Annotated in this window: 19 protein-coding genes and 2 pseudogenes; 11 read left to right on the forward strand and 10 right to left on the reverse strand. The window is 70.5% G+C overall.

The window, feature by feature from the left end; translation table 11 throughout:
- Window positions 1-44: 44 nt before the first annotated feature.
- Window positions 45-302: pseudogene (locus ACWD01_RS08820) on the reverse strand (ATP-binding cassette domain-containing protein); the annotation flags it as partial.
- 357 nt (window positions 303-659) lie between these two features.
- Window positions 660-3002: a family 49 glycosyl hydrolase gene (locus ACWD01_RS08825; protein ID WP_451159563.1), complete on the reverse strand. Its 2343-nt coding sequence runs from the start codon at window positions 3000-3002 to the stop codon at window positions 660-662.
- A 517-nt stretch (window positions 3003-3519) separates the two neighbouring features.
- Between ACWD01_RS08825 and ACWD01_RS08830 the strand changes: the two genes are divergently transcribed.
- The 7 genes from ACWD01_RS08830 to ACWD01_RS08860 all read left to right on the forward strand — a co-directional run bounded on the left by ACWD01_RS08830 (window position 3520) and on the right by ACWD01_RS08860 (window position 10869).
- On the forward strand, window positions 3520-4698 hold the full coding sequence (locus ACWD01_RS08830) for an ROK family protein (protein WP_451159565.1): 1179 nt from the start codon (window positions 3520-3522) through the stop codon (window positions 4696-4698).
- A gap of 60 nt (window positions 4699-4758) precedes the next feature.
- Window positions 4759-6486 (forward strand): alpha-glucosidase, encoded by a 1728-nt coding sequence (locus tag ACWD01_RS08835; RefSeq protein WP_451159567.1) that lies wholly within the window; start codon window positions 4759-4761, stop codon window positions 6484-6486.
- An 83-nt stretch (window positions 6487-6569) separates the two neighbouring features.
- Complete coding sequence (locus tag ACWD01_RS08840; RefSeq protein WP_451159569.1) at window positions 6570-7892, forward strand: extracellular solute-binding protein; 1323 nt, start codon at window positions 6570-6572, stop codon at window positions 7890-7892.
- 96 nt (window positions 7893-7988) lie between these two features.
- Entirely contained in the window at window positions 7989-8882 is an 894-nt protein-coding gene (locus ACWD01_RS08845) for a carbohydrate ABC transporter permease (RefSeq protein WP_451159571.1), read from the forward strand.
- 2 nt (window positions 8883-8884) lie between these two features.
- Window positions 8885-9799: a carbohydrate ABC transporter permease gene (locus ACWD01_RS08850; protein ID WP_451159573.1), complete on the forward strand. Its 915-nt coding sequence runs from the start codon at window positions 8885-8887 to the stop codon at window positions 9797-9799.
- A gap of 281 nt (window positions 9800-10080) precedes the next feature.
- Window positions 10081-10317, forward strand: a complete 237-nt coding sequence (locus ACWD01_RS08855; protein WP_451159575.1) for an ATP-binding protein — start codon at window positions 10081-10083, stop codon at window positions 10315-10317.
- Between the two features lie 108 nt (window positions 10318-10425).
- On the forward strand, window positions 10426-10869 hold the full coding sequence (locus ACWD01_RS08860) for a hypothetical protein (protein WP_451159577.1): 444 nt from the start codon (window positions 10426-10428) through the stop codon (window positions 10867-10869).
- Between the two features lie 437 nt (window positions 10870-11306).
- On the opposite strand, the gene ACWD01_RS08865 is transcribed toward ACWD01_RS08860, so the two are convergent.
- Window positions 11307-11660, reverse strand: coding sequence for a helix-turn-helix domain-containing protein (locus ACWD01_RS08865; RefSeq protein ID WP_451159579.1), 354 nt, complete (start codon window positions 11658-11660; stop codon window positions 11307-11309).
- A gap of 223 nt (window positions 11661-11883) precedes the next feature.
- On the opposite strand from ACWD01_RS08865, the gene ACWD01_RS08870 reads away from it, so the two are divergent.
- A complete protein-coding gene (locus ACWD01_RS08870; RefSeq protein ID WP_451159581.1) occupies window positions 11884-12264 on the forward strand; it encodes a hypothetical protein in 381 nt (126 codons plus the stop codon).
- 56 nt (window positions 12265-12320) lie between these two features.
- On the opposite strand, the pseudogene ACWD01_RS08875 reads toward ACWD01_RS08870, so the two are convergent.
- Window positions 12321-12701, reverse strand: a pseudogene (locus ACWD01_RS08875) (hypothetical protein); the annotation flags it as partial.
- 940 nt (window positions 12702-13641) lie between these two features.
- Between ACWD01_RS08875 and ACWD01_RS08880 the strand changes: the two are divergent.
- Complete coding sequence (locus tag ACWD01_RS08880; RefSeq protein WP_451159583.1) at window positions 13642-15033, forward strand: MFS transporter; 1392 nt, start codon at window positions 13642-13644, stop codon at window positions 15031-15033.
- A 94-nt stretch (window positions 15034-15127) separates the two neighbouring features.
- Here the strand turns inward: ACWD01_RS08880 and ACWD01_RS08885 are convergent, their stop codons facing one another.
- From ACWD01_RS08885 to lnt, 4 genes are all read right to left on the reverse strand, one after another.
- Window positions 15128-17182 carry a helix-turn-helix domain-containing protein gene (locus tag ACWD01_RS08885; protein WP_451159585.1) on the reverse strand — a complete coding sequence of 685 codons (2055 nt, stop codon included), beginning with the start codon at window positions 17180-17182 and terminating at the stop codon, window positions 15128-15130.
- Between the two features lie 69 nt (window positions 17183-17251).
- Window positions 17252-18073 carry a 3-hydroxybutyrate dehydrogenase gene (locus ACWD01_RS08890; protein WP_451159587.1) on the reverse strand — a complete coding sequence of 274 codons (822 nt, stop codon included), beginning with the start codon at window positions 18071-18073 and terminating at the stop codon, window positions 17252-17254.
- A gap of 57 nt (window positions 18074-18130) precedes the next feature.
- On the reverse strand, window positions 18131-18616 hold the full coding sequence (locus tag ACWD01_RS08895) for an NUDIX hydrolase (protein WP_451159589.1): 486 nt from the start codon (window positions 18614-18616) through the stop codon (window positions 18131-18133).
- Window positions 18617-18755: 139 nt separating this feature from the next.
- Entirely contained in the window at window positions 18756-20375 is a 1620-nt protein-coding gene (lnt, locus tag ACWD01_RS08900) for an apolipoprotein N-acyltransferase (protein ID WP_451159591.1), read from the reverse strand.
- Window positions 20376-20706: 331 nt separating this feature from the next.
- Between lnt and ACWD01_RS08905 the strand changes: the two genes are divergently transcribed.
- Complete coding sequence (locus ACWD01_RS08905) at window positions 20707-21684, forward strand: O-antigen ligase family protein (RefSeq protein ID WP_451159593.1); 978 nt, start codon at window positions 20707-20709, stop codon at window positions 21682-21684.
- Between the two features lie 73 nt (window positions 21685-21757).
- Here the strand turns inward: ACWD01_RS08905 and ACWD01_RS08910 are convergent, their stop codons facing one another.
- Window positions 21758-22333 (reverse strand): hypothetical protein, encoded by a 576-nt coding sequence (locus ACWD01_RS08910; RefSeq protein WP_451159595.1) that lies wholly within the window; start codon window positions 22331-22333, stop codon window positions 21758-21760.
- An 84-nt stretch (window positions 22334-22417) separates the two neighbouring features.
- On the reverse strand, window positions 22418-23203 hold the full coding sequence (locus tag ACWD01_RS08915) for a glutamate racemase (RefSeq protein ID WP_451159597.1): 786 nt from the start codon (window positions 23201-23203) through the stop codon (window positions 22418-22420).
- A gap of 58 nt (window positions 23204-23261) precedes the next feature.
- Here ACWD01_RS08915 and ACWD01_RS08920 point away from each other — a divergent pair, with 58 nt between their 5' ends.
- Window positions 23262-24434: a glycosyltransferase gene (locus ACWD01_RS08920; protein ID WP_451159599.1), complete on the forward strand. Its 1173-nt coding sequence runs from the start codon at window positions 23262-23264 to the stop codon at window positions 24432-24434.
- Window positions 24435-24455 lie beyond the last annotated feature (21 nt).

Below are 24455 nucleotides of genomic sequence, written 5' to 3' on the forward strand. Positions count from 1 at the left end.
CCCGCGTCGGCGGGCCCGCCCAGGGGGTACGGAAATTTGGTGACGTGGGAGGGCTCGTGCTTCTGGACGACGAGGGGGAAGGCGATGTTCTGAGCCGCTGTCATGTTCGGGTACAGCGCGAAGTTCTGGAAGATCATCGCGGTGTCCCGGTCGCGGGGCTCGAGATCGCTCCCCAGGGTGCCGTCGAGGTGGATCTCACCGGAACTGACGGTTTCGAGGCCTGCGATCATGCGCAGGAGCGTGGATTTGCCGCAGCCCGAGGGCCGCAGGAGGACGGGGAACTCGCCGGCCGGGAGGTACACCGTGTGGAGAGGTACAGGTGTCGCTGGTGCGGAAGGTGCACAGGCCCCGCGGGCGAAGCGTGCCCGCGGGGCCTGGTCATTGGGCTGGATGAGCGCCGCCCACCAGCCGGGCCACTGTCCTACCGAGGGCGCCTGGCCGTGGGGCCCGCCGGGGACGTTGAAGAGAGTTGCGGCCCCGTGGCAGACGAACAGCAGGCCGACCACGATGCGGAACAGGCGAGAGCCTGCGTTGCGTATCTTGCTTCCACAGAGTTGCCCTTTCGTCGGGGTGCGTCAGGGGCGGGCCGGCCGCCGGCCGTGCGGGGCCGGCGGCCAGCAGGGCTGGCGGCGGTACAGGGCGGCGAGCCCTCGGTTCCGTCAGCTGGTGAGAGTCCACTTCTGGCTGGCCCAGCTGCTGCAGTCCCACAGGTGCAGGCGGGCGCCGTCGGCCGTGCGCTGGCTCTCGATGTCGAGGCAGCGTCCGGCCTTGAGGTTCTTCAGGGTGCCGTCGGACTGGAAGGCCCACTTCTGGCTGTCCCAGCCGCCGCAGTCCCACAGGTGGGCCCTGGTGCCGTTGGCGGTGTGGCCGCCTTCGACGTCCAGACACTTGCCGCCGGACTTGAGCTGCTGCCCGTCGAGCGTCCAGGTCATCGAGGCGACGTCGGCGCAGGACCACTGCTGGATCGCGGTGCCGTTGGCGGTGCCGGCGCCGGCGCGGTCGACGCACTTGGAGGTCGCGCCGTTGACGATCTTTCCGCCCGTGACCGGGTCGGGGTCGGGGTTGCTGCCACAGGGCCCCCAGGCGTTCCAGTTGTCCCAGGTCTCGGCGTCGAAGCCGAGCCTGCCGAGCTTGTCGGCGGCCCAGTTGGTGCCGGACTTCTGGATGACGGTGCCGCCGACGGTGTAGTTCTCCAGCTTGAGTCCGCGGCTGTCACGGGTTTCGTTGCCGAGGGTCACCTTCTGCCCGGCGGCGTTGGTGTAGCGCTTGAGGAGGCTGACCTGGGAGGCGGCGTCCAGCTGACTCCACGCATCGATCTTGAGGTTCTTGACGTGGATGTTCTCCGTGCTGGAGAGGGCGAAGACGCGGATCGCGCAGTTCGTCATGCCCTCGACGGTGATGTTCTCGAACGTCATGTTCTTCACCCACGTGCTCGGGTCGGCCTTGGTGGTCGAGCCCATGTCCTCCCAGTGCGAGGAGGAGTTGAGGATGCAGGTGTTGTACTTGACGTCCTTCCAGTACATCCGGTTGTGGATGACGTGAGTGTTGCTCACTCGCACGTTGTCGATGCTGCGCGGGGTCCAGCCCCACTGGATGACAGGCCCGTTCTCGTTCTTCCAGATGACGGTGTTATCGATGGTGACGTCGCTGTGGTACATCTTCAGCACGTCGTCGTTGGCGTTGAAGAACGTGTTCTTCATGGTGCTGCCGCGGTAGAGCTCGATGCCGTCGGTCTGCCAGTACCAGGACCCGACCTGCTTGTAGTTGTCGACCCGCATGCTGAAGGTCTGCTCGTCGCCGTAGACGACGAAGGAGTGGTAGGGCGGCTCGTTGATCGTCACGCCCTGCAGATCGAGGTACTGCTGGGCGTCGGCGGACTGGAACTGGAGCATCTTCACGCAGGAGGCGTGGCAGTTCGACGCACCACTGAGGTGGTCGTAGTTGTTGTTGGTGTCCGCCTCGTACACGTACTGCTCACCGGAGAGGACGCCCCGGCCGGTCACCTTGTAGAGGCCCTGGCTGTCGTCGGGGAACCGGAAGGCTCCCTTCACGTAGGCACCGGGCGCCAGGTAGACCCACTTGACCTGCTTGGGCAGCAGGGCGTGGTACTTCGAGGTCATGTAGTAGGTGCCGGGACGGAAGTACACGATCTCCTCGGTGATCGTGTTCAGGTGGGTGACCTGGCCCTGCTGCGGGTAGTGGATGCTTCCGGAAGAGGCGGTGGGGATCAGCCGGTCCTTCTCCGCTCCGGCCGGGGCCGGCTCCGCGAAGATCATCATCGAGTTGCGGGGCTCGGTGTGGATGGCCCGTCGGCCGCTCCCGCCCTGGTCGGTGAGCTTGCCGGCGTCGCTCGCGGGGCCGGACATGTCGTTGTAGGACGTGTACAGCTGCGGGTCGAACTCCACGGAGAACCGGTAGCCCTTGGCCTCGTAGGGCACCTTGACGCGCACGGTCTTCTTGTCGACCAGTTCCTTGGCGAAGTTCAGACTGCTCGGCTTGATCTTGACCTGGTCGGCCGAGGAGATCGTCTGGCCGGAGCGCAGGGTGACGTCGACCCACACGTCGGTCGTGTACTGGAAGGACGTCCAGCTCATGGTGAGGTTCGCACCCGAGGCGAACTCGGCGCCGTCCTCCTTGGTGTAGCCGATCTTGCCCTTACCGCTGCGCGGGATGCTCATGTAGGCGAACGAGTCGTACTTGACCCCCGGCGCCGCGGCGGTGGCGACCTTCACGTCGTAGAACGACGAGCGCCGGACCTTGCCGTTCGCCACCGGACTGCTGGTGTTGAATTCCTGGTTGTCGTGCCACCAGGTCTGTAGTTGTGGGCTGTCGGCTGTGGTCGCCGAGTCGGCTGCCGTACGGGGAGTGGCGGCCTTCGGAGCCTTGGCCGGCCCTGGCTTGGGAGTCGCCGTGGCGGGTGCGGCGACCCCGGCGAGCGACAGTGCGAGTCCGACGGCGATCGCCGCCAGTCTGGCCAGTCGTTGCGGTCTTGCTGCGGGCATCGAGGAGCCTCTCCTTCGTCACAGGGGACGTGGCCCGGCCTCATGCGGCCGGGGGCAGGCGTGCCGTTCGGCCGGCCCTTGCTGCCGGCGCTCCGGCAGGCGTGTGTCGTGTCTGCCGGAGCAGGACGCAGACGCACGGGGCGCTGTGGGCCGGGGACACGTGGGTGGACCGTCGGGTCGTGCCGCAGGCCGTGACCGACGTTGCGGTTCGAGGTCCGATCGCCGCATAACGTCCCGCCATTTCTTCACCGTGTCAATGAAATGAACGAGATTCGCTATCTGTGGGATGCAGAGGGGGATGTGAACGCCTCACAAATGCGGGCGAACTGGGTACATAAAGTCACGGAGTGGCGTGCGTCACGGTTGAGTAACGCCCTGTTTTCTTTCTTGACGCACGAAAAACATCGGGGTCACACTCCTGTCATACACAGTCGTTCGGCCACCGGGGCAGACACACGCAGCACCCGTGGTGACCCCGGAGCACTCCCCCTCGGCCCATCTGTGGAGGCATCGCGTGATGACCCCGTCCAAGATCCGTTTCTCGGAGCTGGTCAGCGAGCAGACCCGTGCGGAGATCTTCGCGACGGTCCTGACCGCGGGGCCCATTTCGCGAACCCAGCTCGCTCAGCGCTTGGGGCTGGTGCCCTCGTCGGTGACCCGGATGCTCCCACCGCTGCTCGAGCACGACTATCTGCGCGAGAGCGACACGGCGCCCCAGGGCAGGGGCCGGCCGCAGAAGATGCTGGAGGTCAACCCAGACAAACACCTGGTGGTCGGATTGAAGATCGGTCCGGCCCAGGTCTCCGGGGTGATCACCGACATGGCGGCACGAGTTCTGGCCCGCGCGGAGGAACGGATCACCGACTGCACACCCGAAACCGCCCTGTCCGCGGCAGCCGCCCTGACCAGCCGGCTCCTGTCCGAGGTGTCCGGAGCGACGGACAGGGTCCTCGGCCTGGGTGTGGGGGTCAGCGGCCATGTCGACTCCACCTCAGGCGTCTGCCGGTACTCGGCGCTGCTCGACTGGCACAAGGTGGATGTGGCCCGTCCACTGCGTGAGGCGACCGGCCTGCCGGTCGTGGTCAACAACGACGTCAACACGCTGGTTGTCGCCGAACGCTGGTTCGGTGAAGGCCGCGACGTGGACTCGTTCGCCGTGGTCACGGTCGGCCCCGGTATCGGATGCGGCCTCTTCCTCGACGGCACGCTCTTCTCCGGCACCTCGGGACTCGCCGGGGAGCTCGGCCACATGCCACTGGACCCCGCCGGTCCCATGTGCAGCTGCGGACGGCGCGGATGTCTGGAAGCCCTGGCCGGCGACAGGGCCGTGTTGAGGCACCTCCAGGACGGCGGAGTCGACTGCACCTCCATCGCGCACGCCATCGACCTCGCCCGCTCGCCGGGCACCTCCGGCCACATAGTTGCCGGCTCCGCCTTCGCCGAAGCCGGCACCGCTCTGGGATGGGGCCTTGCCGGCATGTGCAACCTGCTCAACCTGCAGAAGATCATCATTGCGGGCGAGGGGGCGGTCGCGTACGACCTCTTCGGCCCCGCCATGACCGCGACCCTGGACGCCCACGCATTCTCCACCGCGGCCCGAGACTGCCAGATCCACATCGACCCGGTCCGCCACGATCTGTGGGCCCGGGGCGCCGCCTGTCTCGTGATCAGCGACGCAGTCGGCGCGGCGATCTGACCGTCGCCGACGACATCACCCACACGCACCCGAAGACAGACGATGAGGTTTGACGTGCCCGTGAACGAATCCAGTCCCGCGGACGCCTGGTGGAGCGAGTCGGTGGTCTACCAGATCTATCCGCGCAGCTTCGCCGACTCCAACGGGGACGGAATCGGCGACCTGCAAGGCATCACCGAGCGCCTCGACCACCTCACCCGGCTCGGCGTCGACGTCCTGTGGCTCTCGCCGGTCTACCCTTCCCCGCACGACGACAACGGCTACGACATCAGCGACTACCAGGACATCGACCCGTTGTTCGGCACCCTCGCCGACTTCGACCGCCTCCTGGCGGCCGTCCACGAGCGGGGCATGAAGCTCGTCATGGACCTCGTCGTCAATCACACCTCCGACGAGCACCCGTGGTTCACCGCCTCCCGCGACGGCGGGCCGGACGGGCCGCAGCGCGACTGGTACATCTGGCGCCCCGCCCGCGACGGCATGCAGCCGGGCACGCCCGGCGCGGAGCCCAACAACTGGGGCTCCTTCTTCTCCGGCCCCGCGTGGACCTACGACGAGGCGAGCGACGAGTACTACCTGCACCTGTTCTCCCGCAAGCAGCCGGACCTCAACTGGGAGAATCCCGCCGTCCGTCAAGCCGTCTACACCATGATGCGCTGGTGGCTGGAGCGGGGTGTCGACGGCTTCCGCATGGACGTCATCAACCTGATCTCCAAAACCCCCGGCCTGCCCGACGGAGCCGTGCACGAAGGCAGCCGCTATGGGGACGGCAGCCCCCACTACATCTGCGGCCCGAGGATCCACGAGTATCTCGCCGAGATGCACCGCGAGGTGTTCGAAGGCCACCCCCGCCGGCTGCTGACCGTCGGCGAGATGCCCGGAGTCACCGTCGAGGACGCCAGACTCTTCACCGACCCCGCCCGCCGCGAGGTCGACATGGTCTTCCAGTTCGAGCACGTCGGCCTCGACCAGGGCCCCGGCGGCAAATTCGACCCCCGCCCGCTGAGGCTCACCGATCTCAAGGCCAGCCTCGGCCGGTGGCAGACCGGCCTCGGCGACACCGGCTGGAACAGCCTGTACTGGAACAACCACGACCAGCCCCGGGTGGTCTCCCGCTTCGGCGACGACGGCCCCGCCTACCGCGACCGCTCCGCCAAACTCCTCGCCACCGTGCTCCACCTCCACCGCGGCACACCCTACGTCTACCAGGGCGAGGAACTGGGCATGGCCAACGCCCCCTTCACCTCCATCGACGACTTCCGCGACATCGAGTCCCTCAACCACCACCGCGAACAGACCGCACTCGGAGCCGACGAGGAGAAGATCCTGACCGGCCTGCGCCACCGCAGCAGGGACAACGCCCGCACCCCCATGCAGTGGGACGCCACCGACCACGCCGGCTTCACCACCGGCACCCCCTGGATCGCCGTCAACCCCGACCACACCCGCGTCAACGCCAAGGCCCAACTCGCCGACCCCGACTCCGTCTTCCACTACTACCGCCGCCTCATCGCCCTGCGGCACACCGAACCCGCCCTCACCCACGGCGACTTCCACATGCTCCACCCCGAGCACGAACAGCTCTACGCCTTCACCCGCCACGACACGGCCTCCGGCACCGAACTGCTGGTCCTCGCCAACGTCGGCGGGGACGACCTCACCGTCGCCGTACCCGACGGCTGGGAACACAGCGAAACGCTCATCGCCAACGTCCCCGCCACCACCCCGCTCACGGCCACGCACACCCTCCGGCCCTGGGAGGCCCGCGTCCACCGCCGCACCGCCTGACGCCCCACCGTCCTGCCGAAAGAACCCCACAGCCCCACCATCTCCCCCGCACCGCCCTACCCGTGCAGACCCAAGGACATCTCATGACGAACATGCGCCTCCGTGCCACCCGCCGCACCACACGCCGAGCCCTGCTCGCCGTGTCCGCCCTGGCACTCGTGGCACCGCTCGCCGCATGCGGCGGCGGATCCGACACCGCGCAGGGAGATGGCAAGACCCTGCGCCTGTGGCACTACGAGCAGGCGGACGGCGCCCTCAGCAGGGCCTGGGACGCGGCCATCGCGGAGTTCAAGAAGACCCACCCCGACGTGAAGGTCGTCTTCGAACGCAAGACGTTCGAGCAGATCCAGCAGAACGCGGGCATGATCCTCAACTCCGACAAGGCGCCCGACGTCATGGAGTACAACAAGGGCAACGCCACCACCGGCCTGCTCGCCAAGCAGGGCCTGCTCACCGACCTCACCGCCACCGCGAAGGAACGCGGCTGGGACAAGAAGATCAGCGAAAGCGCCTCTGTCACCGCCCGGTACAACGCCAAGGGCGAAATGGGCGGCGACACGTGGTACGGCATACCCAACTACGGCGAGTTCGTCCTCACCTACTACAACGACGACCTCTTCAAGAAGCACAACGTCACCAAGCCCACCGACCTCAAGAGCTTCGAAGCCGCCCTGGCCAAGTTCAAGGCCGCCGGTATCACCCCGCTCGCCAACGCCGGCAACGACCACCCCGCCGGCCACTGGCTCTACCTGCTCGCCCTGTCCAAGGCCGACGAAACCTGGGTCGACAACTACCAGCTCTACAAGGGCAAGGTCGACTTCCACGGCCCCGAGTGGACCTACGCCGTCAACACCTACCAGGACTGGCTGGACAAGGGCTACTTCGAGAAGAAGGACGTCGGCCTCAAGGGCTCCGACATGACCGAGCAGTTCGTGTCCCAAAGGCGGCCCATCATGGTCGGCGGCAACTGGTGGTTCGGCAGCCTGACCAACGACATCACCGACTTCAAGTGGTCCACCGGCCCCTACCCGGGCAGTGAGAAGACCCTCGGCTCCGGCGGCAACCACTGGGTCGTCCCCACCAAGGCGAAGAACAAGAAGCTCGCCGAGGACTTCATCGACATCACCATGTCCGAGAAGATCCAGAAGCTCATCGGCGAAGAAGGCAACATCCCCCTGGCGGCCGAGGCCGACACCGTCAGCAACCCGCACTCGCGCCAGCTGATCCAGGCGTTCGCCACCTACCAGGACGGCAGCGGACTCGCCTTCTACCCCGACTGGCCCGTCGCCGGCTACTACGACACCTGGCTGGCGGCCACCCAGAACCTCATGAACGGCGGCAAGCCGAACGAGGTCCTCCATGAGTTGGCAGCCCCCTACGAGAAGTACGCGGCGACCCGATCCTGAGGCTCGACCGGCACTCGCCCGCCGGTCCCTCACCCTCCCTCCGGGGACGGCGGCCCGCCCGCACCGGGCTGCCGTCCCGCCCACCTAGGAGCAACAGTGAAAGCCACACGTCACCCGCGGGCCACAGGCTACGCAGTCTTCCTCGCACCCGGCCTGCTCCTCAGCCTGCTCTTCCTCGTCGTCCCGCTGGTGATGACCTTCTACTACAGCCTCACCGAATGGCAGGGCATCGGCGAGCCCGTCTTCACCGGCCTGGACAACTACGTCCGCCTCTTCCAGGACGCCGACTTCTGGGCCTCGTTCCGCAACATCGCCTTCGTCATCATCGGCATCGCGGTCGTTCCCACCCTCCTCGGCCTCTTCCTCGCCGCCCTGCTGTTCGACTACATCGGCAAGAAGCACGGCGACGGCCTCGTCAGCGTCTTCCGATCCGGCCTCTACCTGCCCCAGGTCATCCCCGTCGCGGTCACCGGCCTGATGTGGGGGTGGATCCTGGCTCCAGAAGGCGCCGTGAACAGCATCCTCGAGACCGTCGGCCTCGCGTCCCTTGCGGAGAACTGGCTCGGCGACCCCGACCTCGCCCTGTGGGTCGTCCTCGCCGTCCTCGTCTGGATGCAACTCGGCTACCCCTTGGTGCTGTTCCTCTCAGGCCTCCAGCGCATCGACCCCGAGCTCTACGAAGCAGCCGCGCTCGACGGCGCCACCTGGTGGCAGCGCTTCACCCGCATCACCGTGCCGATCCTCCGCCCCGAGGTCTACGTCGTCCTGGTCACGACCACCATCGCCGGTCTGAAGGTCTTCGCCCAGATCTTCGTCCTCACTGGAGGAGGGCCCGGCAACTCCACCCTGGTCCCCGCCTACTTCGCCTACCAGAACTTCTTCGAACGCGCCGACGTCGGTTACGGATCAGCCATCTCCAGCACCATCACCCTGCTCGTGCTGATCATCGCCGGAACGATGCTCACCCGCCAGGCCCGCGAGGACGGATGACCATGACCATGATGACCGAACGCACGGCCAAGCACCGTGCCCACCCGCCAACACACCCGGTCACCCCCGCCCCACGCCCCAGCAAGAAGCCACGCAAGCGCAGCGCCGGTTCGTACGCCGTCACCGCCGCAGTCGGCGTCTTCGTCCTGGCCTTCCTCTCTCCGTTCGTCATCATCCTGCTCAACTCGTTCAAGACCAGCGCCGACTACCGGACCAACGGATCACTCTCCTGGCCCACACAGTGGAACTGGGAGATCATCAGCGACGTCTGGGAACGCGTCGACTTCAGCCAGAAGCTGGTCAACAGCATCCAGATCAGCCTCGGTGTCGTCCTCATCGCCGTGCTGTTCGCCCTGTTCAACGCCTACGCGATCGGCATCGGCCGGGTGCGCTGGCGCACCGCGTTCCTCGTCTTCTTCCTCGGCGCCAACGTCCTGCCCCAGGAAGGTCTCGTCTACCCCATCTACTACCTCTTCAAGGAGATGGGCCTGTACGACGGGAAGCTCGGCTACACGATCCTCGTCGGCATCACGTACAGCGCCTTCGGCACCTACCTGCTCTCCTCCGTCTTCAGCAGCTTCCCCCGAGAGCTGATCGAAGCCGCGTCCATGGACGGAGCCGGCCGATGGACCATCCTGTGGCGCATCGTTCTCCCCATGAGCTGGCCGACGCTGTCGGTGATGTGCGTCTTCTTCTTCGTCTGGAGCTGGAACGAGTTCCTCTACCCCCTCGTCCTGCTCATCTCCAACGACAACCAGACCGTCCCACTCGGACTGTCGGTCATGCAAGGGCAGTACACCAGCGACCCCACCGCCATGAGTGCCGCAGCCCTCCTCGGCGTCATCCCCATGGTCATCTTCTTCCTCATCTTCCAACGCTCCCTCACCCGCGGCCTGACGGCCGGCGCCGTCAAGTAGCCACTGCACCACCCGGGTCCGGCCAACGCCCGCCCCGCATCCGGACCCGGGGTCCACATATCGCACCCGCCTACCGAAAGCGCAGGACTCCAGCCGTCGTCACCGTACGTCCCAGACAACACACCCCGGGGGGTGGCCGCTCGCGGCCGCCTCCCGGCCGCATTCCCGGCAGAGCCGAGGTACACCATGAACACCGCCCCCTTCCCCGCACCCAGCCAAGACGCCACTCCGACCACCACTCCCGCACAAGCTGCCTCTCCCTGGCCGATGAGCAGCACCCGGTGCCCACAGCCAGACGCCACACCAGGAACGCACTCACCGCCTGGGGAACACCTCGCACCACACTCGACGACGCCGCCCTGGTCGTCTCCGAACTCGTCACCAACGCGCAGCAGCACACAGCGCACGGGCCCACCGAGCTGTGCCTGCTCGCGCATGGAAACTGGCTGATCGTGTCGGTCCACGACCCCTGCCCTGCTCACATCCCCATCCCAGGCCCCCCAGTCGGGGCCGGATGACGAGCGAGGCCGAGGCCTGGACATCGTCCGCAAACTGACCCAAGCATCCGGGTGCAGTGGTACGCCGACCGGCAAAACCGTGTGGGCACTGCTCACCGTCCAGACGGCTTGAACGACCCGAGCGTCGACACCATGACCCTGCGCGGGGCGGGGGCGAACTGTTTCGGTTTCCGTGAGCAGCTACGGCGCCGGCGCGTAAGTACCGAGGGTGGTCTCGCACGCCAGTGCGAATTCCGCGAGCGCAGCTACTTCCTCCAGCAGACCGCCGACGCCATCGAGGAGGAGGCCAACGCCGTCCGGCTCGGCATCGGACCGTACAGCGAGTACGGGCCCGGCTCGGAGGGCGAGGCGCTGAAGCTGTTCACCCAGCGCGTCGAGCAGCACCGCAGCGAGCAGCGGCGCCGCCAGCAGCAGCTGGACCAGCCCGCCGACCAGGCCGCGCCCTCCAGCCAGCCACCGGCGGCCTGTCCCGAGCGCCTCAGCCCTGCGGCAGCCGGCTGCCTCTGTGCTCGGATGCAACAACACCTCCCCCTGTGGCGCGAAGAGTCGTAGCTGAGGCCCCGCAGCCAGGCTGTCCCTGCCTGCTGCCGCACCGTCGAGGGGACCAGCTCATCCTCTTCAGGGGCTTCGAGGCGTGGTGCGTGAGACGGACCGAGGTATGACGGGGGTGCCCGGGTCCTCAGCAGGGCCCCACTACGAGGAAGGGGATCCCGTCGTGGTGACGATCGACAACCGGGTGCCCGCCCGGGCATAACGGAGAGCTCTAGCCTCCTGCCCGGTAGCTCTGGGCGTAGCCGGCCTCCAGGTCGGCCGACCAGGTGAGCAGGCGTCCGGCGACAGGACGACCTCGCCGTCCAGCGGGCCGCCCTCGGTCCCAGCGTCGACACCGTCGCCCGGCCCCCCTGTCGCCCGCCGCCGGGGCTGAACCAGGCACCTCGCTGGGAATGGTGTCGTTGAGGTAGGCATGGACCAACGAGCTGTCCGGTCGATCATTGATGGCGGTCGGATAGCTCCCGGAGACTGGTCTTCCACCCGTGTCGGCAATGTTGTGACCGCCGCGTTCCGGTCAAGTGGCAGCCTGGCTGGTTCAATCCGTTCGGAATGGCCTCAATGACGGCCAGTCGGTGAGGGGGCGCGGTTCCTGGAGGCGGCGGGACACCCGGCCGTGGTTCGTCGCACAAGCCGTCCAGCCGGCGTTCCAGTAAGCGCCGACGCCAGGTGCGGACCGTGCCCGTCGTGACCCGCAGCCGCCGGGCGACCTCCGCGATCGCACGACCCTCCGCGCACTCCAACACAATCCGCGAACGCAACGCCAACGACTGGGCACTCGAACGACGACGCACCCACTATTGCAGCATCTCCCGCTCGGCCTCAGTCAGCACTACACCGTCCAGCCGAATGCCGTTCCCCGGACGTCGGTTTCCGCCCACCGCGGCGGACGGCCGCGGCAACGTTTCGGGGAGTTCCGAAAAGCTTTGCACGGCGCCCCACCGCGGGCGATGCTGGCCGCACGAGGGACACCGCCCGGACCAGGGCCTCCCGGAACCCATCAGGGGGAATCAGAGGATGCACAGGACGAGTTCACGCCCGCTGACCAAGATCGTGATCACGGCAGCGGTGGGCGTGATGGCCGCCACCGGTATGGCGGCTCCGGCCTCCGCGGCGGAAGCCCCGCAGGCCGACCGGACGAACGTGAGCGCCCAGTTCGAGACGGTCACCACCTGGGTCCAGGGCAATGTGCGGATCGGGCCGTCGACGGACCACCGCATCGCCTACACCGTCGCGGCGAACCAGAACCTCACCGCCGTGTGCTGGCTCGAGGGCGGCACGGTCTCCGCCAACGGCTACACCCACAACAAGTGGGTGTACCTCTCGGACGACAACTACATCTGGGGCGGCCTGCTCAAGGGCAACGAGGTGGGCAACGTCAGCTCCCGCTGCTGGTGACCCACCGGCCGCTCCCGCACCCACCGCGGGAGCGGCCGTCCCCGCTCCGAGGCCGACCCGGCCGCCCGCAGCACCGCCTCCGCCACCCGCGCCACCGACCCGGTGTGCAGCGACAGGAACAGATTCGGCTCGACCGGCTCCAGCTCCATCAGCCGCGGCTCCCCGTCCCCGAGGTCGACACGCGCGTACAGCGGCTCGCCGAGCCCGTCCGGTACAGCGTCCAAGGCCGCCTGTGCAACCCGGGGTTCGGCGCCGGTGGGCTCCCAGACCTCCAGTCCCGGATGGGCGAGCTTGCGCACGTCGTACGGCTTCCCGGACGCGAGCACGGCGCCCTTCCGGCTGGCGTGCAGCAGCCGCCCCCCGAAGAACTGCAACGCCCGCTCCCCGGAGGCGTCGATGCCCGCCATGTACGGCTGCACCATCGCGGTGAACCCCTGGCCAGCGCATGCCGATGGCGGAGAGCTGTTCTGTCCAGGCCCCATCTTTCTGATCAGCAGATGGGGCCTTGACAGGAAGGCTCGGGACCCCACCCGACCCTTCCTTCGCGGCGACGGCATGTTGACGGCCATCCCGCCAGCCCACACCAGCGCCGTGCCGCTACACCAGCTGCAGCACCGGCCTGGTGTCCGGCATTACTGGCAACTCCCTGGCCCACGCTGGCGGCCAGGCCAGTTCCTGGGCCAGTGGCCCTGCGCGCTGCGAAGCGTCGAGGGGCTCGGCTGATCGCGGGCCTGGAGATGTCCGTGTCGTCCCGCCGGGGGACCATCCCCGGTACATCGCCGCCATGGGGCCGAACGTCGGGCTGCTCCCCGCACCCGCGGGGATGGTCCCGGCGACTACGACACGTGGGCCGCCGGCGCGCTCTGCTCCCCGCACCCGCGGGATTCCGTATTCCGCGCGGATTATCGGAACGGCATGGGTGGCGAACGAAATTTCCCTGACTGAACCCTCCACGGTTGGGGCGGGCTGCGATCTCCGCCTCGGACCTCGCTCGTCCAGTGACTGCATGGGTCACGTCCGCCTTGATTCAGCGCCATGCCTGATCCATGCCGAATGTCGGAGTTCTACGCTGCGTAGTCAGCACCAAGTCGGCACGAGACAGATGATCAGGAGTACTGACATGCGGCTTCAGGTCAGCACCAAACCAGCACGGGAGTCAGCATCAGGCCCCCAAAACATACCGAACGGCGCAACCCGGACAGCCCTCCCTGGCCCTACGAAACGGCCCTCGAACCAGCGCCGATGTGTCTCGCATGGTGGTCCCGCGCACACTCGACCCGAGAACTATGGTGTCCCACCACATACGCCCCTGACCTGCGCGTTCCTACGGTGTGGCGACACGCAATCGTCCCCGCCAACTGTCCGGAAGTGGTGTCCATGGCCGCCCCCGCAAGCGCTCCACCAGCTCCCAGTTCGTTGAAGCGCATCGTCGCCGCGAGTCTCATCGGCACGACCATCGAGTGGTACGACTTCTTCCTCTACGGCTCGGCCGCCGCACTCGTCTTCAACAAGTTGTTCTTCCCCGACTCCGACCCGCTCGTCGGCACCCTGCTGTCGTTCCTGACCTATGCCGTCGGATTCGCCGCCAGGCCGATCGGTGCGCTCGTGTTCGGGCACTACGGGGACCGGCTCGGGCGCAAGAAGCTGCTGGTGCTCAGTCTGCTGCTGATGGGCGGCGCGACCTTCGCGATCGGTCTGATGCCGACGCACGCGACCATCGGCTCCGCCGCTCCGGTCCTGCTGACCGTGCTGCGCCTCGTGCAGGGCTTCGCGCTCGGCGGCGAGTGGGGCGGCGCGGTGCTGCTGGTCTCGGAGCACGGGGACGCCAAGCGGCGCGGTTTCTGGGCCTCCTGGCCGCAGACCGGCGCGCCGGCCGGGCAGTTGCTGGCCACCGGTGTGCTGGCTGCGCTCACCGCGCTGATGTCGGACGCCGCCTTCCTCTCGTGGGGCTGGCGCATACCGTTCCTGCTCTCCGGCGTACTCGTGATCGTCGGCCTGTGGATTCGTCTCTCTGTCGATGAATCCCCGGTCTTCAAGGCCGCGCTGGCGAAGGCCGAGGAGCGCAAGGCGCAGGCCGGGCAGGTGGAGAAGATGCCCGTCGTCGCCGTGCTGCGTCACCACTGGCGCGATGTGCTGATCGCCATGGGCGCGCGGATGGCGGAGAACATCAGCTACTACGTGATCACCGCGTTCATCCTCGTCTACGCGACGACCGCGGTGGAGCTGAGCAAGCAGACGGCGCTCAACGCGGTCCTCATCGCCTCCGCCGTGCACTTCGTCGTGATCCCGGCGTGGGGCGCGTTGTCCGACCGGATCGGGCGGCGGCCGGTGTATCTGATCGGTGCGATCGGCGTCGGGGCCTGGATGTTCCCGTTCTTCGCGCTCATCGACACGGCGACCTTCGGCTCCCTGCTGCTGGCCGTCACCGTCGGCCTGGTGCTGCACGGTGCGATGTACGCGCCGCAGGCGGCGTTCTTCTCCGAGATGTTCGCGACGCGGATGCGCTACTCGGGCGCCTCCATCGGCGCGCAGTTCTCCTCCGTGGCGGCTGGGGCGCCGGCTCCGCTGATCGCCACGGCGCTGCTGGCGGACTTCGGCTCGTCGACGCCGATCTCCCTGTACGTCATCGCCGCGGCGCTGCTCACCGTGGTCGCCATCCTCTGTGCGCGCGAGACCCGGGACAGCGACCTGACGGCGATGGACCCGAAGACGGACGGGGCCCCGGACGACGCGCCGGCCGACAGCAAGGCGGACGCGCGTACCGCCTGAGGCGGCACGGCCGAGAGCCGTCCCACGAAACGCAGCCGCGCGGACTCCGAGGAGGGGGTCCGCGCGGCTGCGTGTCCAATGGCGGCCCCGGCGGTCAGGAGGCGGCGTCCGGATACGACATGGCGTGGAGCCGCAGCGCGAGCTGGATCTCGAGCGACCTGGCCGGGGACTGCCAGTCGGGGCCGAGCAACCGGCCGATGCGCTCGAGCCGTTGGGCCACCGTGTTCACATGGACGTGCAGGTCGTCCTTGGTACGGGCCGGGCTCATGCCGCTCGCGAAGTAGGCGCTCAGGGTGCCGACGAGGTCGGTGCCGCGCCGCCGGTCGTACTCGACGATCTCGCCGATGGTGCGGTGCACGAAGCCGTCGATGTCGCCGGGGTCGGCGAGCAGCATCCCGAGGAAACCCAGGTCCTGTGCCGCCGCGCCCTCCCCGGTGCGGCCGAGGAGCCGCAGCGCGTCGAGACAGCGGCACGCCTGGGCGTACGCGTCGGCCACCGGGCCGGGGTCCCCGGCCGGGGAGGCGACCGGGGAGGAGGCGCCGACGGTCACCGGTTCGCGCAGCGCGCCGCCCAGTTGACGGGCGGTCTGACGGGCCAGGTCGGCGGCGGTCTCGGCGGGGCCGAGGGGCAGCAGCAGGACGGCGCCGCCGTCGCGGGCGGCGGCGAGGCCGGAGCGGGTCGCGGCCAGGTGGGAGGCGGCGGACCACAGGCGCCGCCGGTCGGCGGTCTCCCGCGCGGACACGTCACCGCTCCCGGCGCTGTCACGGTGCGTCGAGGTGTCCCGCCGCATGGCGGTGTCACGGCGCGCGGGCGGCTCGTGGCGCGTGGAAGTGCCGTGCCGGGAAGGGGCGTCGGCGCGGACCGGCGGTCTTCGCCGGGTCGCGGGGTCGGCGCCTCCTGCCGCGTCGGCGTGGGCGACGGCGCCGGCCGGAGCGTCGATGCGGGCGGCGAGTACCACGTGAGGGGCGTCGAGGTCGGCCCGCAGGCGGGCGGCCCGCTCCCGCAGCAGCCGGGGGTCGCGGTCCGGGGCGTCGAGCAGGTCGTCGAGCAGTTCGCCGCGCACCCGCTGTTCCGCGTCGTGGGCGGACCGTTCGGCGAGCAGCAGCAGGGAGGTGACCATCGCGGCACGCTCCAGGGTGCGGCGGTCGACGGGGTCGAGGTCGGGGTGCCCGTGCAGAACGAGGGAGCCGAAGACCTCGCCGCCGGCGGCGACGGCGGCGACCCAGTCGTCGCCGTGCCGTGTCGCGTGCCCGCCCGCGCCGGTGGTGTCCGGGCCGCTTCCGGTGAACTCGACCGTACCGTCCAGGACTTCGGAGAGCGCCGCGGCCACGTCGTCGACGCCCCCGCCGCGCAGGACCAGCTCGGTCAGGCGGTCGTGGACGTCGGAGGCACGTTCGAGGACGCCGCTGTGGTCCTGGATGATCGCGTTGGCCCGCTCCAGGTCGGCGAGGGCCGAGCGGGTCTCCGCGAGGAGGTTCGCGGTGTCGATGGCCACGGCGGCGTGCGCGGCGAAGGAGGCGAGCAGCGCGACCTGCTCCCGTCCGAAGACCCTGGCGCGGCGGTCGGCGGCGAACAGCACGCCGATGACCTGGCTGCCGAGCATGAGCGGCACACCGAGGATGGCGACGAGCCCTTCGTCCCTGACGGCGGCGTCGATGGTCCCGGTGTGCTCGAAGCGGGCGTCGTCGAAGTAGCTGTCGGTCACGTACGGCCGGGCGGTCTGGGCGACGAGTCCGCCGAGCCCTTCCCCCATGCCGAGCCTGACCTGCTGGAAGCGCGCCGAGACGGACCCTTCGGTGACCCGCATGTAGGTGTCGCCGGCCGCCGGGTCGTTCAGGCTGAGGTAGGCGACCTCGGTGCCGAGCAGCGAGCGGGCGCGCTGCACGATCGCCCGGAGCACCGCATCGAGGTCGCGCAGTCCCGCGAGGTCGTGCGCGGTCTCGAAGAGGGCGGAGAGCTCCGCCTCCCGGCGCCGGCGGCCCTCCAGCTCGGCGCGCACCCGCAGTGCCAGCTGCTTGGCGTGCTCGAGCGAGGCCAGCTCCTCGGGCCCCGCGCCGTCCGCGCGGGCGAGGAGCAGCGGCCTGTCGTACGCCTCCGCAGCGGCGCCTCGGGCGAGGAGCTCCAGGTAGGGGGCTTGATCGTGGGACATGGACACAGGATTACCTGCCGTACGGGTGGTCGCACCACCCCTGTGGACAAACCGGTCCGGCGGCGGGCCTCAGTGCGCGGTCCAGCCGCCGTCGAGGACCAGCGAGGTGCCGGTGATGAACGATGCCTGCGGCGAGCACAGGTACAGGGCGGCGTCGGCCACCTCCTCCGGCTCGACAAGCCGCTTGATCGCCGAGTCCTTGAGCAGTACGTCGGTGAGGACGCGCTCCTCGGGCAGCGCGTGGGCGGCGGCCTGGTCGGCGATCTGCTTCTCGACGAGCGGGGTGCGGACGTACCCGGGGTTGACGCACACGGAGGTCACCCCGTGCGGCGCGCCTTCGAGCGCGGCCGTCTTGGAGAGCCCTTCGAGGCCGTGTTTGGCGGCCACATAGGCGGACTTGTAGGGGGAGGCGCGCAGTCCGTGCACCGACGAGATGTTGACGATACGGCCCCAGCCCTGGGCGTACATGTGCGGCAGCGCGCCCCTGATCAGCCGGAACGGCGCCTCCAGCATCACGGTCAGGACGGTGTGGAAGACGTCGGGCGGAAAGTCCTCGATGGGGCGTACGAGCTGGAGTCCGGCGTTGTTGACGAGGATGTCCGTGCCGGCGGCGGCCGCCTCCGCGGCGTCCAGGTCGGTGAGGTCGAGCAGCCGCGGCTCCAGGGCTCCGGCGAGGCCGTCGCAGAGACCGGCGAGTGCGGCCAGCCCTTCCGCGTCCCGGTCGACGGCTCTGACCTTGGCTCCGGCGGCCGCGAGCCGGAGCGCGCAGGCACGGCCGATGCCGCCCGCGGCGCCGGTGACGAGTGCGGTACGGCCGCTGAGGTCGACGGACACGGACGAGGCCGCGAGTGCGGGAGCTGCGGTGCCGGGGGGTGTGGTGGGCGCGGTCATACGGGCACCCTAGGCAGCGATCACCCGACGACCGATGTGGTCCCGACCCATACTTCGCTACCTCATGGTGGGTTGGAACCATGCTGGTCCCTCGGTGAGCGCATGTTTGATCCGGAAGATCGCGAAGTCCTGGAGCTCGGGCAGCGCGTCGACGGGGAACCAGCCCACCTCGAGGGACTCGTCGTCGTTGACCCGCGCCTCGGCGGCGCCGCTCATGGCGCGGCACCGCATGGTGATGTCCATGTACTGGCAGATGTCGCCGTTGGGATAGGTCACGGGCCTCGGCAGCGCCTGGACGAGGACGACCCGCTCGGCGACGCAGCGCACGGCGGTCTCCTCGTACACCTCGCGTTCCGCGGTCGCCGCGGGCTCCTCCCCCGGTTCCGGGATGCCGCCGATGATCGACCAGTTGCCGGTGTCGGCGCGCATGCCGAGCAGCACGCGCCCCCAATCGTCGAAGACGACGGCACTGACACCGGGCAGGAACAGCAGCTGATGGCCGGCGCTCGCCCGGATGGCGCGGATGAATTCGGGAGTTGCCATGCCCCGGACCTTAACCGGCCCCGGCCCGGCGGCCGAACCGCCCGCCAGCGCGTCCCCGGCCCGGCCCCGGCCCGGGTGTCGAGGGCCTACCTACACCGCGTCCCCGCCCCGGACCCGCCCCCGGTGTCGAGGGCCTGACCTACGCCGCGTCGCCCGCCGGCTCCGCGTCCGCCGTGCGCCGCCGCTCCCGCACCGCGCCGAACGCGACCGCGCCCAGGCCGCCCGCGGCGAGCAGCACCAGCGCCAGCTCGGGCGCGGCGCCCAGCCGGGTCGCGGGCGTCAACGAGGAGCGCAGCGGCACCTCGGCGACCAGGGCGCCGGGCGTGAACATCCCCGTCCGCTCGACGATCTCGCCGTCGGGCAGGATGACGGCGCTGACGCCGCTGGTGACCGGCACGACCACGGAGCGGCTGTGCTCCACGGCCCGCACCCGGGACATGGCGAGCTGCTGGTAGGTCATCTCGCTCCGCCCGAACGTGGCGTTGTTGCTCGGCACCGAGATGAGCTGCGCGCCGTGCGTGACGGTGTCGCGCGCCGCGTCGTCGAAGGCGGCCTCGAAGCAGGTGACGAGTCCGACCTTCGTACCGGCCAGGTCGAAGACGCCGACCTCGTGGCCGGGCCCGAAGTCGCGGCTGACCCGGTCGACGTCGTCGTTGAAGATCCGTACGACGGAGCGCATGGGGATGTACTCGCCGAACGGCTGGACGTGCCGCTTGTCGTAGGTGTCGACCGGCCCGCGCTCCGGGTCCCACTCGATCAGGGTGTTGCGGAGCTTGCCGGTCTCGGGCGTGAGCACGGCGCCGACGACGGTCGGCACGCCGATGGCCCGCACCGCCTCGTCGATGACCCGCCGGGCGTCCGCGTTGCGGTACGGGTCGAGGTCGGAGGAGTTCTCCGGCCACAGCACGAAGTCGGGCCGGGGCTCCTTGCCTGCCTCGACGTCCGCGGCGAGCTGCTCGGTCCGCGCGGCGTGGTTGTCGAGGACGGCGCGGCGCTGGGCGTTGAAGTCGAGGCCGAGCCGGGGCACGTTGCCCTGGATCGCGGCGACCGTCGCCGTGCCGTCCTGTGCGGAGGCGTCGACCAGGGGCCGGGAGGCGAGGGCGGCGGCGACGGGCACGAGCAGGGAGAGCAGCGCGGCCGTGGCGGCGGTGCGCCGGACCGCGGCGCCGCGGCGGTGGGCGGCCACCTGGCGTGCGGTCTCGTAGAGGCCGAAGCCGCAGAGCACGACCGCGAAGCTGAGCACGGGGGTGCCGCCGAGGGCCGCGAGCGGCAGGAGGAACCCGTCCGCCTGTCCGAACGCGATCTTGCCCCAGGGGAACCCGCCGAACGGCACCCGGGCGCGGGCCGCCTCTCCGGCGATCCAGACGGCGGCGCCCCACACCGGCCAGGCGGGCAGCCGTGAGACGGCTGCGATGCCCGTGCAGGCGAGCGCGACGAACAGGGCCTCTGCCGCGACCAGGGCCAGCCACGGCCCGGGGCCGACCTCCTCGCCCGTCCAGATGAGCAACGGGAGCAGGAAACCGAGTCCGGCGAGGTAGCCGAGCCCGAACGCGGACCGCGGCCGGCGGCCGCGCAGCGTCCAGCCGAGCAGGGCGAACGCCGGAAAAGCCAGCCACCACAGCGGGCGCGGCGGGAAACTCGCGAAGAGGAGTACGCCGCTGAGCGCGGCCGCGCCGGGACGTACGAACCGGCGCAGCAGCGGTCGGCCGGCGGCGGCCGCGGGTCCTGGGGTGTCGACGGAGGTCATGGTGGCGCTCACCTGGCGGAGTCTACGGCGGAGATCTGTGGAGGGCGCAGTCGCGTCGGCCCAGGGTCACAGTGGGATCGGCAGAGTGGCACAGCCCCGCCGGCCCCGCCGAGCAGCAACGTTTCTTCGTGATTCCCCCGCACACCGGCGGAGCGACCGTTAACGTGTGCGCCAGTCCTGCGCGCCCGGAGCCGTTTCAGGTCGGTTCCGGCTACCGCGGAGCGGTCGGCGGTCGGCCTGTGCCCGCCGCGTCCACGCGCGGGGCCCGTCACGGTCGGGGGGCCACGGGATGGATCCAGCGGGCGGACCGCCCACGGGCGGGCAACGCGGAAACGGTCCCGACGTGACGGGTGTCGTCGTGCTGGCCGGCTGTGCCGTCTGGTCACTGGTCAGCGCTGCCGGCCGGGACGGCAGGCCGGAGGGTGTGCTGCTCGCCGTGTTCGCCGTCACGGCGGGGTACGCCTGCGGGCGGCTGTGCGGGTCCGTGCTCCCGGCGGGGGCCTTCGCGGCGGCCGCGCTGGGCGCCCTCGCCCTGGCGGTCGCGTCCCGCGACGGTGTGCCGGGGACCTTCGCCGGCGCGGGCACACCGCCGGGTCACGCGGGCGCCGTGGCCGCGCTGCTGGTGCTCGCCGCCGGTGCGGCGTGCTGCGCGGCGTCCGCCGCCCGTTCCGCGTCCGGGCGGTCGGCGGCACGGCTCCTCGCGCTCGCCGTGACCTGCGCGGCCCTCGTTCTCGGCTCCCTGCCGGCCTTCGTCGCGTGCCTGGCGGTGCTCCTCTGGTCGCTCGCCACGGTCCGGACGCACCGGCGCACCTCGTGGCTCGTGACCCTGGCCCTCGCCACGGGCGTCGTCGCGGGCGCCTCATGGGCCGTGGCCGAGGACGCCCTCCCCACCGGACTCGCCGCCTCTGTGGAGGCGCCGCTCACGCCCGACAGGGTGGCCCTGTGGCGGGACGCGGCCACCCTGGCGGCGCAGGACCCGGTTCGGGGTGTCGGCCCGGCGCGCTTCGGCCGGCTGAGTCCCACGTCCGCCGGGTCGGCGCACTCGCACGGCAAGCCGCACTCGGCCCTGCTCCAGCAGGCGTCGGAACAGGGCGCGGTCGGCGGCACGCTGCTCGCGGCGGCCTTCGCCTGGATCCTCTACGGGATGTGGCGCTCACCCCGCCCGCCGTCCGTGGTGCTGAGCGCGGCGGGCGCGCTGACGGCACTGGCGATGCTCGCCTGCGTCGGCAACGCGCTGAGTTTCGCGCCGGTGACGGCCGGGGCGGGACTGCTCGCGGGGCTGGCCACGGCGAGCTCGGGGACCGGCAGGAGCGGCGCGTAGCCGACGCGCTGCCAGGGACCGGCAGGAGCGGTACGCAGCCGGACCGTACGGCAGTCAGGGCCCGGCGCCGTTCTCAGAGCTGGGTGGCCCCGTCCGCGTGTCCCGTCTTCCGCTCCATCTGGGTCAGCCGGGCGCGCAGGACACGCACCGCGTCCGCCGCGTCGTCGACGGTCACCGTGAACATGCCGCCGTCGTTCAGGGTGACGACCAGGCCCTCCCCGCGCCGCACGACCACCGCGGTGCCCCGCTCGGGGCGCCAGCGGCAGCCCCAGCCGCCCCACTGACGCGGGGTCACCCGGGACGTGTAGTCGGCGCTCACCACATGGGAGAGGGGGATGTGCCGGCGCGGCACGCCGACGTGGCCGCAGCGCACGTCCAGCGCGTACCTGTCGATCCTGACCACCACGTGCACGAACGCGAGTGTGCCGTAGAGAATCATGATGCCGGCCGCGAAGCAGCCGATGACGGCCATCAGCAGCGCGGCGATGCCCGTGGTCCAGTTGGCGTCGGCCGCGAGCTTGGCGCCGAGGGCCAGACACCCGGCGCCCGCCACCGCGAGCAGCCACTGCATACGGTTGGTCGCCCGGCCGGTCCAGACCTCCGGAGGGGGTTCCGAGCCGCGCTCCTCGTGGCCGAAGTGGTGCCTCATGACTAGGACACTACCCACCAACCGGACAACGAGTACCGCGGCGGCGAAAGCGGTCGAAACGGTCAGGAGCCCGCGCGTCCGGCGTCAGCGCGCGGGGGTGACGGACGGCAGCAGACGGCCTTCCGCGTAGTTCAGCGCCTCGGCCGGCAGGGTCGCCTCCGTCCCGCTGAGCAGCACCGTGAGCAGGCTGCTCGGCGCCGCGTCGGGCGCGGGCCGCACTCCCATCCGGCGCAGCGCCTGCGCGGCGACCGCGCCTGCGGAGCCGTGCAGCACCAGAGGCGGCCGGTCGGGCTGCTGGACGGCGGCCCGGATGCGCTCGGAGACCAGTTCGTAATGGGTGCAGCCCAGGACGACGGCCCTTACGTCGCGGGGGGTGAGCGCGGCCGCCGCGGCCACGGCCCGGTCGATGGCGCCCTCGTCGGCCTGCTCCACGGCGTCGGCGAGGCCCGGGCAGGGCACCTCGGTCACGTCGGCCGCCCCGCCGAACTCCTCGATGAGGCCGCGCTGGTACGGGCTGCCGGTGGTCGCCGGGGTCGCCCAGATCGCCACCCGGCCGCCACCCGCCGCGGCGGGCTTGATCGCCGGGACCGTGCCGATCACGGGGAGCGCCGGTTCCAGCGCCGCCCTGATCGCGGGCAGGGCGTGCACGGAGGCGGTGTTGCAGGCGACGATCAGCGCGTCGGGGCGGTGGCCGGCGGCGGCGCGTGCCACAGTGAGGGCGCGCTGCGCCAGGTCGTCCGGCGTCCGCGGACCCCAGGGCATCCCGTCGGGGTCGCAGGACAGCACCAGATCCGCGTCGGGGCGCAGCGTGCGCACAGCGGCGGCCGCCGGAAGCAGGCCGATACCGGAATCCATGAGCGCGATCTTCACCCGGTCACCATAGTCGACCACCGCCACGGCCCGGCTTCGGTGCGGCAGACTGCGGCGGATGAGCGCCCTTGCCTGGATCGCCGTGGGATCGCTGACCGCCTGGGGATGGCTGCTGCTCGGACAGGGTTTCTTCTGGCGGACCGACCAGCGGCTGCCGCACCGTGCGAGCCCGGACCGCTGGCCGGATGTGGCCGTCGTCGTCCCCGCCCGGGACGAGGCGGAGGTGCTGCCGCTGAGTCTGCCGACCCTGCTCGCCCAGGACTATCCGGGGCGGGCCGAGATCGTCCTCGTCGACGACAGCAGCGGCGACGGGACCGGGGAGCTCGCCCGGTCGCTCGCCGCGCGCCACGGAGGTTTGCCGCTGCGGCTGGTGACCCCCGGGGAGCCGGAGCCGGGCTGGACGGGGAAGCTGTGGGCCCTGCGGCACGGCATCGCCGCCGCGCGGGAACGCGACCCCGAGTACCTGCTGCTGACCGACGCCGACATCGCGCACGCGCCCGACAGCCTGCGGGAGCTCGTGGCCGCCGCGCGGACCGGCGGCCTCGACCTCGTGTCCCAGATGGCGCGGCTGCGGGTGGCGAGCGGCTGGGAACGGCTGGTCGTGCCGGCCTTCGTCTACTTCTTCTCCCAGCTGTATCCGTTCCGCCGGATCAACAAGGCCGGTTCCAGGACCGCTGCGGCGGCCGGCGGCTGTGTGCTGCTGCGTACCGAGGCCGCCGCGCGGGCCCGGATCCCGGACTCGATCCGCCAGGCGGTGATCGACGACGTCTCCCTGGCGCGCGCGGTGCGCCGGGCCGGGGGCACGATCTGGCTCGGGCTCGCCGACCGGGTCGACAGTGTGCGTCCGTATCCGCGGCTGGCGGACCTGTGGCAGATGGTGTCGCGCAGCGCCTACGCCCAGCTGCGCCACAGCCCACCGCTGCTCGTGGCCACCGTCGCGGGGCTGGCGCTGGTGTATCTCGTGCCGCCGGTGGCGCTCGTGGCCGGGCTGCTCACGCACGACCCGGCGGCCGCCTGGGCCGGGGCGGCGGCGTGGGCGGTGATGGCGGGCACGTACCTGCCGATGCTGCGCTACTACCGGCAGCCGCCGTTGCCGGCCCTCACCCTGCCCTTCACGGCGGTGCTGTATCTGCTGATGACGGTCGACTCCGCGGTGCGGCACCACCGGGGGCGGGGCGCGGCGTGGAAGGGCCGGACGTATGCGGCGCCGGAGGTCGCGGGCGACGCCTGACGCGCCGGCGGCCCGCGCCGC

It is taken from the genome of Streptomyces sp. NPDC002835 (assembly GCF_053591995.1).

Bases quoted from the DNA above. Each gene is read 5' to 3' on its own strand.
- ACWD01_RS08825 (WP_451159563.1), bottom strand. From the start codon at position 3,002: ATGCCCGCAGCAAGACCGCAACGACTGGCCAGACTGGCGGCGATCGCC.
- ACWD01_RS08830 (WP_451159565.1), top strand. From the start codon at position 3,520: ATGACCCCGTCCAAGATCCGTTTCTCGGAGCTGGTCAGCGAGCAGACC.
- ACWD01_RS08840 (WP_451159569.1), top strand. From the start codon at position 6,570: ATGACGAACATGCGCCTCCGTGCCACCCGCCGCACCACACGCCGAGCC.
- ACWD01_RS08850 (WP_451159573.1), top strand. From the start codon at position 8,885: ATGACCATGATGACCGAACGCACGGCCAAGCACCGTGCCCACCCGCCA.
- ACWD01_RS08870 (WP_451159581.1), top strand. From the start codon at position 11,884: ATGCACAGGACGAGTTCACGCCCGCTGACCAAGATCGTGATCACGGCA.
- ACWD01_RS08880 (WP_451159583.1), top strand. From the start codon at position 13,642: ATGGCCGCCCCCGCAAGCGCTCCACCAGCTCCCAGTTCGTTGAAGCGC.
- ACWD01_RS08885 (WP_451159585.1), bottom strand. From the start codon at position 17,182: ATGTCCCACGATCAAGCCCCCTACCTGGAGCTCCTCGCCCGAGGCGCC.
- ACWD01_RS08890 (WP_451159587.1), bottom strand. From the start codon at position 18,073: ATGACCGCGCCCACCACACCCCCCGGCACCGCAGCTCCCGCACTCGCG.
- ACWD01_RS08895 (WP_451159589.1), bottom strand. From the start codon at position 18,616: ATGGCAACTCCCGAATTCATCCGCGCCATCCGGGCGAGCGCCGGCCAT.
- ACWD01_RS08910 (WP_451159595.1), bottom strand. From the start codon at position 22,333: ATGAGGCACCACTTCGGCCACGAGGAGCGCGGCTCGGAACCCCCTCCG.
- ACWD01_RS08920 (WP_451159599.1), top strand. From the start codon at position 23,262: ATGAGCGCCCTTGCCTGGATCGCCGTGGGATCGCTGACCGCCTGGGGA.